Annotated in this window: 13 protein-coding genes; all 13 read right to left on the bottom strand. The window is 48.2% G+C overall.

From position 1 onward, the window contains the following. Nucleotides 1–48: 48 nt before the first annotated feature. The 13 genes from BM241_RS04210 to BM241_RS04150 all read right to left on the bottom strand — a co-directional run bounded on the left by BM241_RS04210 (nt 49) and on the right by BM241_RS04150 (nt 13,951). Nucleotides 49–1,149, bottom strand: a complete 1,101-nt coding sequence (locus tag BM241_RS04210; protein WP_092282093.1) for a DUF3866 family protein — start codon at nt 1,147–1,149, stop codon at nt 49–51. Further along, the gene (locus BM241_RS04205) at nt 1,121–1,966 is read right to left on the bottom strand and encodes a hypothetical protein (RefSeq protein ID WP_092282092.1); all 846 of its coding nucleotides are present in this window, start codon (nt 1,964–1,966) and stop codon (nt 1,121–1,123) included. Before BM241_RS04205 ends, BM241_RS04210 begins: the two co-directional genes overlap by 29 nt. Then, on the bottom strand, nt 1,953–2,660 hold the full coding sequence (locus BM241_RS04200) for a glycosyltransferase family 2 protein (protein ID WP_092282091.1): 708 nt from the start codon (nt 2,658–2,660) through the stop codon (nt 1,953–1,955). Before BM241_RS04200 ends, BM241_RS04205 begins: the two co-directional genes overlap by 14 nt. Before the next feature lie 42 nt (nt 2,661–2,702). Continuing rightward, on the bottom strand, nt 2,703–3,539 hold the full coding sequence (locus BM241_RS04195; RefSeq protein WP_092282090.1) for a copper transporter: 837 nt from the start codon (nt 3,537–3,539) through the stop codon (nt 2,703–2,705). 11 nt (nt 3,540–3,550) lie between these two features. Beyond that, a complete protein-coding gene (gene steA / locus BM241_RS04190) occupies nt 3,551–4,669 on the bottom strand; it encodes a putative cytokinetic ring protein SteA (protein ID WP_025746518.1) in 1,119 nt (372 codons plus the stop codon). Nucleotides 4,670–4,939: 270 nt separating this feature from the next. Beyond that, nucleotides 4,940–5,779 carry a sporulation transcription factor Spo0A gene (gene spo0A, locus BM241_RS04185; protein WP_025746517.1) on the bottom strand — a complete coding sequence of 280 codons (840 nt, stop codon included), beginning with the start codon at nt 5,777–5,779 and terminating at the stop codon, nt 4,940–4,942. A 168-nt stretch (nt 5,780–5,947) separates the two neighbouring features. After that, complete coding sequence (gene spoIVB / locus BM241_RS04180) at nt 5,948–7,246, bottom strand: SpoIVB peptidase (RefSeq protein ID WP_092282088.1); 1,299 nt, start codon at nt 7,244–7,246, stop codon at nt 5,948–5,950. 135 nt (nt 7,247–7,381) lie between these two features. Then, on the bottom strand, nt 7,382–9,130 hold the full coding sequence (recN, locus tag BM241_RS04175; protein WP_177206086.1) for a DNA repair protein RecN: 1,749 nt from the start codon (nt 9,128–9,130) through the stop codon (nt 7,382–7,384). A gap of 46 nt (nt 9,131–9,176) precedes the next feature. Continuing rightward, entirely contained in the window at nt 9,177–9,635 is a 459-nt protein-coding gene (locus BM241_RS04170; RefSeq protein ID WP_025746514.1) for an arginine repressor, read from the bottom strand. Next, nucleotides 9,632–10,522, bottom strand: a complete 891-nt coding sequence (locus tag BM241_RS04165) for an NAD(+)/NADH kinase (RefSeq protein WP_025746513.1) — start codon at nt 10,520–10,522, stop codon at nt 9,632–9,634. The genes BM241_RS04170 and BM241_RS04165 overlap by 4 nt, the downstream gene beginning before the upstream one ends. A gap of 11 nt (nt 10,523–10,533) precedes the next feature. Then, nucleotides 10,534–11,358, bottom strand: a complete 825-nt coding sequence (locus BM241_RS04160) for a TlyA family RNA methyltransferase (RefSeq protein WP_025746512.1) — start codon at nt 11,356–11,358, stop codon at nt 10,534–10,536. Further along, nucleotides 11,345–13,228 (bottom strand): 1-deoxy-D-xylulose-5-phosphate synthase, encoded by a 1,884-nt coding sequence (gene dxs / locus BM241_RS04155; protein WP_092282109.1) that lies wholly within the window; start codon nt 13,226–13,228, stop codon nt 11,345–11,347. The genes BM241_RS04160 and dxs overlap by 14 nt, the downstream gene beginning before the upstream one ends. Nucleotides 13,229–13,243: 15 nt before the next feature. Continuing rightward, nucleotides 13,244–13,951, bottom strand: a complete 708-nt coding sequence (locus BM241_RS04150; RefSeq protein WP_092282086.1) for a CNNM metal transporter family protein — start codon at nt 13,949–13,951, stop codon at nt 13,244–13,246. Nucleotides 13,952–14,022: the final 71 nt, after the last annotated feature.

Genomic DNA, 14,022 nt, shown 5'->3' with positions numbered 1-14,022 from the left:
ATGAACCTCAAGGGGAATTTATAACCTGTCCTTTACTTACTATGATTGTCATCTTTTTAGAACCTCCACCAAACCATAGCGCGCCGCTGCTCCCAGGGTATAAAAAAAATAGGGCTCCTCATCGATGCCCCTACCCATAGTGGTGGGAACAAGGCCATAATGCTCCAAAGCTCTTCTTATATCCCTGCCGCTTAGAAAAATCGTTCTGTACTTGGCGAGCAGCCCGTTGCTTTTAAGCTGCTTTACAACTCTTCTTTGCCTTGATTTATCCATCAAAGGCAACACAAGGGGAAGAGGGTATTGGATAATGTCCCTGAGCACCGTCAGAGAATGGTGGCTTATTCCAACATGCCTTTCTCTAGCATCGCCAAACCCCACCCGCGGTATGTACACCACATGCCCTCCCAAGGCCGCCACCAGGTTGACATATAGCCCCAGCTCCAGACCGCTGAACCCAAATGTGGTGCCGGTCCCCAGTATGCCAGGCCCCATGGCCACAACAGCCACGTCGCAGTTGGCCACATTGAGGGCAGCCTTCAGGGCAGTGTATATGTTTACACACTCATAGTCCCCACCAAAGGCATTGCCTGAGGTGACGGTAACATCCAGTAACCCTTTCTTTTTGAGCAGGCCGACGTTTCGGCTGAAGTTTATGGGCAGTGCCCCGTGATCTGTCATTACATACGCAATAGATATGCTACCACCGGAAAAGTACTTCAGGTAGGCGCATAGCGGAGGCAGCATGCTGTGCAGCTCTCCGACATACACCAGCTTGCCACGAAAATCAATCGGCTGGTTGTAATAGGCATGATGTGGGCTTTTTTCCTCCTCGGACAACAGAAGCTGCATCTGAAGAGGAGTATATTTCAGCTTCATGCCGTGACCTCTACTGACAAAAGCGTTATCCTTCACATTGAGGTTGCACACCACAAAGTGATAACCCCCTGTGCCCAGGCCCAGGCTGCATGCGGTGGTGTTGACCAGTACCTCATCTCCTATGTCAACCGCTCCAGTTAATGGCACGTATACTATTGCTAGCTTGGATGGATGATCAACCTCAAGCTTGACAACGGTTGTACCGTTTTCATTTCGCTCCACTATTTCCTTTACCACTCCTCTTTTAAGCTCTATCCATGCCTGTATCCCCATCTGTTTTCAACCTCCACAATTGATCGATAAACCGCAGCACGGGAATCGACTCTATAAATCTGGATAGAGAGTAGTACTCGGCTATCACATGAATTGACAGCAGCACCGCCGCCATCACAGCTGCCGGCGCCAATGGTACAGCTTTGACGGCGTAAAAACCGGCTATTCCCCCTAAAAGATTGGCCCCTGTATCTCCCAGCATGTACTTCTCCTCCATCTCACCTTTCATATAAAAGGGTAGAGCAGCCAAAACCGGCATTACTATCCAAACATTTGAAAATCCCCCTAACATCATGAAGAAAATAACGGCCAGCAGAAATGCTTTAATGGCGCGCCCCGGCCTTAAATCCATAAGATTTATGAAATTGACAAGCAGCGAAAATAACAGCGCATAAACTCCCCAGGCTATCAGGCTTTTGTGATAACAGCAGGATACAAACATCCCCACCAATACCGTTATTATGAGCTTGACTCCCCCTGTAGATATCCTGCCCTTAATGAGTTCAGCCACATGACCCTTTATGCCCTTTATGGTCGCCTCCCCCAGCACATCGTCTATGAAACCGGTCAGCGTCAGCGAGGTCACAACTGTTAAAAATGCCATATGCTCCGGCTCAATTCCTGCAACCATAAAGGGGATGATGCTCAAGGCGCATGGAAAGATGAAGGTCAAGCCCATGGATGTGACAACAGGCTGCCCCCTATAATTTTTTACAATCATTCCCCTGGTTTTCAGCATTTTAAAGATGCGAGGCATAAAAAACCGTACAGCAAAGCAGGACAGCACCAGCGACGCGATTTGATCAATCAACCTCATATACCTTTTTCGTCCCCGCCTTTTCCCACAGCTTGACCATCAGAACGGCAAATATGTCCTTAAACTGCTTTGCCCTGTGCAGTATCCCTGCAAGGTCCAACCCTGTGACGCGATGGGACATCTCAACGTCCACCTCGCATATCCTGAGACCATGGTTGAGCAAATCCACCGTCATCCCAAATTCTATGCCAAACCTCTTATATTTAAAAAACTCCGGGTTTATGGCCTCTCTTCTGAAAGCGCGCTGGCCCGAAAGCACGGCATTCAAATCCTTTCCCGTCAAAAGCCGTACCCCTATTCTGGACAGCCCCTTTACCAGGCCAAAGCCGTGTCTGTCGGGTAGAGCCGCAAATCGCGCAATTGCCACATCAGCCATGCCTTCCCTGATGGGCTGTATCAGCTTTGCCGCCTCAATGGCGCTCTGCCCCAGGTCGGCATCCAAAACCAGCACAATGGGGCTGGATACAGCTTTTAATCCCTGACGTAAAGCATATCCCTTGCCATGGTTTCGCGCCAGCTTTATGAGGCTTGCACCTTCCCTCAGCGCCACCTGGGCTGTATTATCGGTTGATCCGTCATCCACCACCACAACCTCGCGAACCCATGGGAGGCTCTTCAGCGCCCTTAAAGTGGTGCCAATGCGCTGTTCCTCGTTATACGCCGGAATGACGATCCCCACATCCCGATTATCCATTTGATATGCCCTCCTTCAGATGACAAGACAGGCTCTGCTATCTTACTCGGGCTTATTGGCTTCCAGTATCGATATCAACGCCAGCTTGCCGTAAATCGTGTCGATATCTCTCACGGTTGAACCCCCCAACTCCTCGTATTCTGAAATAGCGCTCTCCTCCACCGAGGATGGCTCTACCGCCACAACGGGCAGTCCCATATTGAGCGCAGTTTGAATGAGCACAATATCAAAACTGCCTTCTTCCAAAGATTGTGCCTCTTTATTCTTTCCATTGCCGCTCAATATGACCACATCGCTGCTTTGCTTGAGGTTGCTGGAAGCTTGAATTAGATTCATCTCCTTTAATCGAACGGATAGCGGCGTAAATGCCCCCTCAATAAGGCTTGAGACCAACTCGCCGGCAACTATACGGTGAAAGCCGTTTCTCTCCATACCGTCCTGGCCATTCGGCAAAAAAGCTTCCAACGCTGCGCTCAAATCCTGCCTTGCATATAAATCGGTCTGAACGGTTATGCTGGACTCAACCGACGCTCCGGCCAGCTTCAAGAGCTGTATCAAGTCAGGAGCAATATCGCCCTGACCCAGGCTTATAATTGAAACCTTAAGGCCGTGCAACCTGTCCTCTATAAGCCGAGAGAATAAATATTCACAGGTAGAGTCTGCCTGGGCTTTCTGTTCTTCTACCTCCGCCAGGGTTTTTTTAAGCATGTCGGCCTCGTTTCTTAAAGCCTCAAATTCCCTTTCTATTTGACGAATGATGAGTTCCTGTTGATTTTCCAGCACGTTGTTGTTCTCAAGCGTTACGCCAATCAAAATTCCAAGTCCCAGCGCAAGAAATATTCCGATTAGCAGGATGATGTAGTATTTAAGATGCAACATGGTTCCTCCACCTACAGACCGAGTAATAGCTTTATACGAAGCGCTATCAGCTGATATAAGTCCTGAATCTGCGGTGACATGCGCGCTATGAGCAGAATGGGAAACATGGCTGCGGCAAATATAGCAGCTATATATCCGGGCTGAATGCGATTTTTATAGAGCTCGCTCACGCCTTTGGCATCAACCACCTTGTATCCCACCTTCATCCTCACCAGCAGAGTGCTGGCCATTCCCTTTCTCCCCTTTTCCAGAAAGTCAATCATGCTATTATGGCTGCCCACCATGACTATCAACTCGGCTTTATTCTCATAAGCCAGTATCATGGCTACGTCCTCGCTTGTACCCGGAAATGGAAATGCGACTGCTTCCAGCCCCAGGGCCCGGATTCGTTCCATGCCAGGGCAACGCCCATCGGGATAGGCATGCACAACGATTTCGCCACAGCTTTTTAAACAGCGATCGCTGACGCTGTCCATATCGCCTATTATTATGTCGGGCTTGTAGCCAAACTCCAACAATGCATCTCCTCCGCCATCCACGCCAATCATCACGGGGCGTACCTCATCGATATATGAGCGTATGGCCTTTAAATCCTCAATATAGTTTCTACCCCTTGCCACTATGAGCACATGGCGCTTTTCCATCCTGGTCTTGATGGGTGGCACCTTTACAGGGCCAATCACCATCTCCTTTTCCTTTTCAGCATAGTCCAAAGTGTTATCTATGAACTCGCGGAGTACTCTCCATATGTTTTCGCTGGCCTCCTTCATCTTCTTCTCCACTTCATCCTTATCCAGGAACTTGACATCGCACAAATACCTGTGGTTTACCCACAGGCCTTTCTCATCTATCTCTAGATAATCCTCGTCCTGTATATGATCAAAGGCTTCCTGGCCAATATTGTCGATAATGGGTATACCTGCCTCTGAAAGGATTTTTGGCCCCTGGTTGGGATATCGTCCACTTATGGACAAAGCTCCATTTATGACGGCCTTTACCCTTTTTTCCACCAGATGTAAGGCCGCAACCTCATCCAGGTCTTGATGGTATATCACCGCTATATCGCCCGGCATAAGCCGTCCAATGAGGTTTTTGGTGCGCCTGTCCTTCTTTGCTCGACCTTTAATCATAAAATCCAACACCCTCGGCTTCCATTGGTTGTAAATCAATATCCATACATATATGGTTTGCATTACCACATTAAATATGCATAAAAAATAAGGCAGCGAATTTTTCGCTGCCCTTGACATATCCCAGTATGAGGCGCTAGAGTTTACGCCATTTACATTGAACTAATCACCATTTATAGCGGTGGCATTATAAAAAGTTCGGTGATTAAACTCACAATTCATCCACGGCACCCATCAGATCTCTTTTAACACTACTCTAGTGAACCAATACTAGTGAGCCGAAAATTTCATCTGCAGCCTCAGCCTGTCAGCTATCATGGCGATGAACTCACCATTGGTGGGCTTGCCCTTTTCATCATGGACGGTATATCCAAATATCTTGTTTATGGTCTCTATGCGGCCCCTGTTCCATGCCACCTCGATAGCATGGCGTATAGCCCTTTCCACTCTGCTGGGGGTGGTATTGAATTTCTCGGCAATCATGGGATAAAGCTCCTTGGTAATTCCTCCTAGAAGGTCCATGTTGTTTATCACCAGCAGTATAGCCTCTCTCAAGTAATGATACCCTTTAATGTGAGCAGGTACCCCTATCTCATGGATGATGTTGGTGACATCGGCCTCAATTGAAGACTGCCTCTCATAGACACGCCTGTTCAATGTAGGAATTGAAGCCTGGTAGCTCTGGGCCGACTGGCTGACAGAAAATACATGTGTTCCCACATCGGGTGAGAGCCCCAGTACCACCTCGCGGATCCTTCTCACAAACACTTCCATATCAAAGGGCTTAACCATATAATAGTCTGCCCCCAGTGCGATGGCGCGCTGGGTAATCTTGTCTTGCCCAACCGCCGATAATACTATAATTTTTGGTGGTTGCTCTAAATCGTGGCTATTCAACCGTTCCAAGACACCCAACCCATCGAGATGGGGCATTATGATATCCAGAACGATTACATCCGGCTTTATTTTGGGAACCATCTCAAGAACCTCTATTCCATCGTTTGCTATTCCCACAACTTCCATATCATCCTGTTTCTCCAAATACTCACTGATAATATCACAGAATTCCCTGTTATCATCCGCTAACAACACTTTTATATTATTTTTCATTGTAAATATACCCCCCATCAATCAAAACATACAAACTCCGACCATCTTTTATCTAATCTTTATTCGACAGATGCATAAAATTTCCTGCCTGTGCCTTAAAAAAACAATTGTCGGTTTACCACTTTTTTTGCCAGATCTGCCGCCGTGGAGAAACACCAAACTTCCGCATTAATCGAGGATTTTCTGGCATTCCTTCAGCATCCACTCTATGAATATCCCGTATCCCCTTTTAGGGTTATTTACAAATACGTGCGTAATGGCACCTACAATCTTTCCATCCTGAATAATTGGACTGCCGCTCATCCCCTGCACAATCCCCCCGGTTCGCGCAAGCAGTTCGGGGTCTGTAATCTCTATGACCATCCCCTTGGAGCTGGGATGCTGTTGAACGTTTACCTTGACTATTCGAATTTCAAACTCTTTTACACCCTCTTCGTCCACCGTGGTCAGTATGCTTGCCTTACCTACCTTTACATCGTACTGGGAACATACCGGCAGCGGCCTGTCATAGTAAAACTCTGGCAAAGGACGGTACATCTTTCCGTATATCCCGTACTGGGTATTACGTAGGATATTGCCCATAGCTCTTTGCTTACTTGAAAAGACGCCTTTGAGCTCCCCCGGTTCACCGCGCCTGCCCTGTTTGACATCTATTATGGTGGACTGCACTATTTCGCCATTTTTTACCGACAGCAAAACGCCGGTGTCGATATCTGTAATAGCATGGCCCAGAGCGCCAAAGCATCCGGTATCAGGGTCGTAAAATGTAAGTGTACCAACCCCGGCAGTGCTGTCGCGCACCCAGATACCCAGCCTGTACTTTGAGTCGTGCATATCCCTAACAGGCACTATATGGGTTTTGAATATGGTGTTACCCCTTCTCACTTCCAGCTCAAGTCCCTTTTCCTTCACCTGATTTACCAGCCTTGAAAGGTGATCTGCATTTTCTACCGTGATGCCGTTGACCTTTTCAATTACATCTCCCGGCCTCAAACCGGCTTCACTGGCCGGATAATGGGTGAACCCCTCAGGGTCCATGACCTCGGATATGCCAACCACCAGCGCTCCCTGGGTATACATGGAGACGCCTATAGAGTTACCACCAGGAAATACCCTTTTGACCGGCTCTACTTTCACCTTCATCTGCTTGATGGGGATAACGCCAAAGAGTTTAAATATGAGTTCAGCGCTGCCTTCGTTTACCGTTTGTATAGCTAAAGGCCGCGCCATGTTATAATTTGGCTGGTCCTTCAGGGAATTGCCGTTGAATTTTAGAACATTGACGTTGTCGGTCTCAATCTTTACGATAAGCGGCAACCCGATGTTGAGGATGTGGGCATCGCCCTCAAAAATTTGAAGTTCTGAAGGTATATTCCTCAAGTTCTGAATCCAGGGAGAATAGTTTATAAATAAAAATATCAATGCCAGAAATATTCCTACCAGTTTCTTAGTTCTACATCTCTCCATAGCTGCCACATTCTCCTGTCCTATTTGTTGAATTGAGATTCATAAACTTAAGTTAACCTCAAAAAAAACGAATTATTCAGAGCGTTGCAGTGCAAAAAAAGGCAAAAAAATAAAAGGGCATTTAGCCCTTTTATGTCAATTTACCGCTTGTTTGATCTTGCGAGCTGTATCAATTAGTTCCTGTGCGTGTTCCAGCCCTATCTGGCTGACCTCCGTTCCCCCTATCAATTTGGCTATCTCTATCTGGCGTTCCTGATCGTCCAATAGGTGCACATGCGTTACAGTGCGCCCATCACAAACCTTTTTCTCAATCCTGTAGTGCTTATCTGCCATGACGGCAATCTGAGGCAGGTGTGTTATGCATATCACCTGATGAGAACGCGACAGCTCATTTATCTTTTCGGCCACCACGCTGGCTATCCGCCCGCTTATCCCTGTATCTATCTCATCAAAGATCAGGGTCGGTATGTCGTCCTTTTCAGCCAGTACCGTCTTGAAAGCCAGCATCACCCTGGACATCTCACCGCCTGATATGATTTTTGCCAGCGGCTTAAGCGGCTCTCCAGGGTTGGGCGATATCAAAAATTCGACCCTGTCAAATCCCTGGGAGGTAATGTAGTTTGAAGCCGATGCTTCAAGCCGGCCTTCAGCAAAGCTGCCCAAGTCGGGACTCGATATCTCCACTTTGAACCTGGTCTTCTCCATCCCCAATTCTTTCAGTTGACACACCAGCTGCTGCTCGAACACCTCAGCCAGTTCCCTTCTCTTACGTGAAAGCTCAATGCAGGCCTCTACCAGCTTACCATAGATTTTGCGTTCTTGCAGCCTCAGCTGCTCCAGCTTTTCCTGGCTACTTTCAATGGTAAGCAGCTGCTGCTGAAGTTTCTCTTTAAGCGCCAGGATTTCTTCGATAGTAGGGCCATATTTCCTCTTCAAAGAATGGATCAAGGACAGGCGGGACTCGATTTCATTGAGCCTGTCAGGGTCATAGTCAAAGCTGTCCCTGTAATTCCTTATCCTGTCTATGATGTCCTCTAACTGGTAATATATGTTTTCAATGTCATGCGATATACGCGCAAAGACCTCGTTGAACTGGGCTATCTGAGCAAACCGGTCCCTCACGCTGGCCAGCTGGTCAAACACCGCCGTCCCTGTAGTACTGCCCCTATATAACACGTCATAGGCCTCCTGAACCACACTCATAATCTTTTCGGCATTCTGCAACAAAGAGCGTTCATTGACGAGCTCGACATCCTCACCCACTTTCAGATTGGCTGCTTCAATTTCGTTTATCTGGTAGCTTAAAAGGTCCTTCATGCGTTCCCCATCTCTTTCGAGGTTTATCAGTTCCTCCATCTCACGCCTTACAGCCTTCCATTGAGAATACAGCTGCCCCACCTGCTGCTTAAGCAGAGCTATGACATCCCCGCCCAGGCGATCCAGAATCTCGATGTGGTATTCAACATTAAGCAGCGATTGATGCTGATGCTGGCCATGTATGTCCACCAGGTGTTGTCCTACCTCTTTTAAGACGGAGAGGGTCACCATCTGTCCGTTTATGCGGCATATATTTCGACCGCTGCGCGAAAGCTGGCGCATTAGCAGCAAAGTGCCGTCATCTTCAATTGGAACACCATACTGTTCAAGGATAGGTGCTACCTTTTCGGGGCGTTTTAAATAAAACAAGCCTTCTACCTGGGCATAATCCTTTCCACTCTGGATCAGCTCTCTGTCAGCCCTCTCGCCCAGTATCAACCCTATGGCATCGACGATGATGGACTTCCCAGTACCGGTCTCTCCGGTGAGGACGTTGAACCCATCACAGAATTCAATTGTAAGGTTGTCAATCAGAGCCACGTTTCGTATGGACAAGTGGCTAAGCATGAAGGCACCCCCACACCTGTCATCGAAACAACACGCAGCCATCCCCTCAACTCGTATAGCGGCTCAACTTTTTGAAACGCTCCATCACATCCTTTGCCTTATCGGCATCTCTCACCACCACAAGGATGGTGTCATCCCCGGCTACACACCCCAAAATCTCTGGCCAGTTAAGTGCATCAATGGCCGCCGCTGCTGCTTGTGCATTGCCCGAAAGCGTCTTCACCACAATCAGATTATTGGCATAGTCTATGGAGGTAACCGACTCAGCAAAGACGCGTATCAACTTTTCCCAGTTTTGGGAATCTATTTTGCTCATGGTGGCGTACTTGTAAGTCCCCGCAGGAGTGAGAACCTTAATGAGCCGCAATTCCTTGATATCCCGGGATACGGTAGCCTGAGTGACATCAAACCCGTGGTTCCGAAGCTCTTCTGCCAGTTCCTCCTGTGTCTCAATATCCTTTTGCTGTATAAGTTCCAATATCTTGGCATGGCGCTGCAGCTTCATTCCTCTCTCCCACCTCCTCCTGCCTCTGGCAAATCGGACAACCTCTCTGCCATCTTGTCCCTGAGCAGGTTAAAAAAGCTACGCCGCCGTATACGTACAAGCCTGGTCTCCACCTCGGCTTTAGTTATGACTATATTGTCCCCCTTGTATACCGGCACTCCTTCCTGTCCATCAACCGTCAGCAAGACATCGCGGCTTTTATCAGCCACCACTATATTGATCTCGTCTTTGCTGTCGGTGACGATGGCTCTGGCGCTCAAGGCATGGGGACATATAGGCGTGAGCAGGAGGCACTCCATGCCTGGATTGATTATGGGGCCGCCGGCAGACAAGGAATAAGCCGTTGAGCCGGTAGGGCTGGATACCAGAATTCCATCTGCGGGATAATACCCCACAAACTCGCCGTTGATGAAGACCTTAAGGTGTATGATCCGCGCAAAAGAGGCTTTAGCAATGGCTATATCATTTAAAGCTACCAGCTCATACGCCTCCATCCCCTGCCGCACCAGCTTTGCCTTGAGCATCATACGCCGTTCAATATAATAGTCGCCAGACAGAAGAGAGTCAAGCGCCCCGTCTATATCCGAAACCTCCACCTCGGTGAGAAAACCCAGCCGTCCCATATTTATACCCAAAATAGGCAGGCCATACTTGCAAGCCTGCCTGGCTGCTCTCAGCAGGGTACCGTCCCCGCCCAACACAAATATAAAATCCGACATGCTGTAGAAATCTTCTTTTTCGACAACCTTCCCGGCCTTTATAACCTGATAAACTTCCGGCAGGACGATGGGTTGCATTCCCTTTTGCTCTATCTTTGATACGATGGAACTGGTTTGAACCCCTCCTGGGTCTTTAGAAAAATTGGGTATGACACCAATGTTTTTCACGCGGCACCTCCTCACTGACCATGCAAGAGTTCCCAGTGAGCCTCTTCGACCACCTGCTCCGCTCTTTGTGGAGTCACATATATGACCGGGGAGGCAGCGTCTTTGCATACATGGGCCAGAAACTCGATGTTGCCTTCCGGCCCGGTAATGGGGGAATAGGTAATATCATAAAGTGTAACCCCGAGCTGCCGGCACATCTCTATAAACCCCAAAAGGACCTCAGCGTGAACGCGTGGGTCCTTCACTACCCCCTTTTTGCCCACCTTTTCCCTTCCTGCTTCAAACTGCGGCTTGATGAGAGCTATGATATCGCTGCCCTCGGAGACTAATTCTTTAACCACGGGAAGCACCAGCTTCAAAGATATAAACGATACATCTATTGTGGCACCCTGTATTGGGTCATCAAACATGTCAGGAGTGACATACCGGATGTTGGTTCGCTCCATCACCACCACGCGCTGGTCTTGCCTCAATTGCCAAGCCAGCTGCCCATACCCCACATCTATTGCATAGACCTTTTTAGCGCCGTTTAGAAGGAGGCAATGCGTAAAACCTCCTGTTGAGGCCCCAACGTCAATAAACACTCTTCCCTCAACGGATACATTAAAGACTTTGAGCGCCCTTTCCAGCTTAAGGCCACCGCGGCTTACATATGGAATTGGGTCTCCTTTGATGGTGACCTCTTCGTCAACCCTTACCAGGGTTCCAGGCTTGTCTACCTTTTTACCCCCAACATACACCAGCCCAGCCATTATAGCGGCCTTTGCTTTCTCTCGACTTTCTATCAAATTTTTCCTGACAAGCAGCACATCCAATCGCTCTTTAGAAGTTGACATACGCCCTCTTTCTATATCCGCTCAAGAATTTTTTCACTTTAAACGCCACGCTGTTGGAATCAAGTCCCAGCTGTCTGAGCAAACGCTCCACCGAACCATGTGGGACAAATCGATCGCCTACGCCCAGATTCATTACAGATACAGGGAGCTGATGGGCCGCAACGAACTCATTTATGCTGCTCCCAAACCCTCCCTGAATGACGGTATCCTCCAGCGTGATCCATTTGTTTATGCGATTTGAGATATCCATAAGCAGCTGCTCATCCAGCGGCTTGATAATCCTGGCGTTTATCACGCGAGCGCTTATACCGTCCCTTCTGAGGATGCTGGCAACTTCCAAAGCCACCTTTAGCATCCTGCCAAAGCTAAATATGCAACAATCGCTTCCGTTTACCATAGTTTCCCATTTTAATCCCTCAAGCGGCTTTGCAGGAAAAATATTGTCTATCCCTGTATTCCCTTTGGGATAGCGAATGGCCACAGGCCCTTCCATCGTCAAGGAATAGTCCAGCATCTCTTTAAGCTCATCTATATTCTTGGGAGCCATCACAGTGATGTTGGGTATATGCCGCAAGTAGCTTATATCAAACACCCCTTGATGGGTTTCCCCGTCTTCCCCCACTATGCCGGCTCTATCCACCGCCAGCACCACCGGAAGATTCTGGAGGCATACATCGTGTAGTATCTGGTCATATGCGCGCTGCAAAAAAGTAGAGTAGATGGCCACATATGGCCTAAAGCCGTTGGCCGCCAGCCCAGCAGCCATTGTGACGGCGTGCTGCTCAGCGATGCCCACATCAAAAAAGCGATTTGGAAATCGCTTCTTAAACTCAACCAGGCCCGTACCTTCCGGCATGGCCGCCGTAATGGCCACAATCCTTGGGTCCCGCTGCGCCATCTCCACTAAATGCTGGCCAAAAGCCTGAGAAAAGGTAACCTCACCTTTTGCACTTATTTCGCCGCTTTGCACATCAAAAGGAGGAACCCCATGAAACAGCTCGGGTTTTTTCTCAGCAAAAGCATACCCCTTGCCCTTTTTGGTGACCACATGGATGAATACAGGTCCCTCCACCATGGTAGCCCTCTTCATTACATCAATTAGCGCTGCCAGGTTGTGACCGTCAATAGGGCCTATATAGGTAAATCCCATCTGCTCGAAGAACATCCCCGAGATCACGAGATACTTAAAGCTGTTCTTAAATCTTTCAATCAAATTGGCAGAATACTGCCCCACCCATGGAATTTTGCGAACCAGCGAATCTATCCCCTTTTTAACCCTGGTGTACCTGGGATTTGACCTGAGCTTTGATAGATAAGCAGCCAAAGCGCCTACATTTTCAGATATGGACATCTCGTTGTCATTGAGCACAACCATAAGGTTGGTCTTGGAATGGCCGGCATCGTTTAGGGCCTCAAAGGCCATGCCGCCCGTCAGCGCACCATCGCCGATTACCGCTACCACGCTGTACTTTTCATTCTTTAAATCTCTGGCACGTGCCATGCCCAGTGCAGCCGATATAGAGGTGCTGCTGTGCCCTGTATCAAACACATCATGCACGCTTTCGCTGCGCTTTGGAAAACCGCTCAAGCCCCCAAACTGGCGCAATGAATCGAACTGCTCTCTTCTCCCCGTCAGTATCTTGTGCACATATGCCTGATGTCCCACATCCCAGATGATCTTGTCAAAGGGGCTGTTAAACACGTAGTGAAGCGCTATGGTCAGCTCCACCACGCCGAGATTTGAAGCCAGGTGTCCCCCCGTCCTGGACACCTTCTCCAGCAGGAATTGCCTTATCTCTTCCGCCAATTGCTTTAATTCATCTATATTTAAACATTTTAAATCTTTCGGTGAATCAATGCGCTTCAGCAGAGGGTATCTATCCATCTAATTCTCTCTCGCTTTCATGAATGCATTGCTTTGAGAGCTTCTCTTGCCGCTCAGCCTTTCGTCTCTGGTGAATAACGACAAGAAGTATGCCGTATAGTATACCACCTTGTTGGAATTGGCGATGGCAAAGCTTTTGCCCAGCGCCTTGCCCGCCACCGTGACAGCAGCAATCAAACTACTTATTATTATGCTCAACAGGCTCTCTTCCAATGATACCGAGTTTGTCCATGCGATTTTCATGATCAAAACGCTTCCTGCGGCACCGCTGATAATTCCGCATATATCGCCCACCACATCGTTACAAAAGCTGCTGACCTGATCCGCATTCCTTATAAGGCGTATAGCCTCTCTGGCACCGCGCACTTTTTTGGATGCCATTGATACAAACGGTACCTCAGATGCTGATGCCACTGCAATGCCTATTATATCAAAAACTACGCCTATGGATACAATGAACAACAATATGAGTATGGCCAGTATCAAATCGTCTATCCTTCGAATTGTAACTTCAGAAAAAAAGCTGAAAGCACACGCAATAACAAAGGTCAAGATGAAAACCTTAACTGGCCATCCGTTATTGCGCTTTTTACCGTTTTTGCCATTTTTACCATTATTGTTCTTGCCCTTATTTTTTATTTTGCTGTCTTTTTTCGCTTTACCTTTGCCGTTACTACTCTTATAAGGGCCACCATCATCCTTTGACAAACGCCATACACGCTCCTATACCTTAAAATCTTAATATGTATCGTGGTGGTGATGCGTTGGGTAGACTTTGC

The sequence above is a fragment of the Caldicoprobacter faecalis genome, assembly GCF_900115765.1.
In the GTDB taxonomy this organism is placed as follows: domain Bacteria; phylum Bacillota; class Clostridia; order Caldicoprobacterales; family Caldicoprobacteraceae; genus Caldicoprobacter; species Caldicoprobacter oshimai.
Note: the sequence above shows the minus strand (reverse complement) of the source record. Positions and strands in the feature narration are given on the sequence as shown.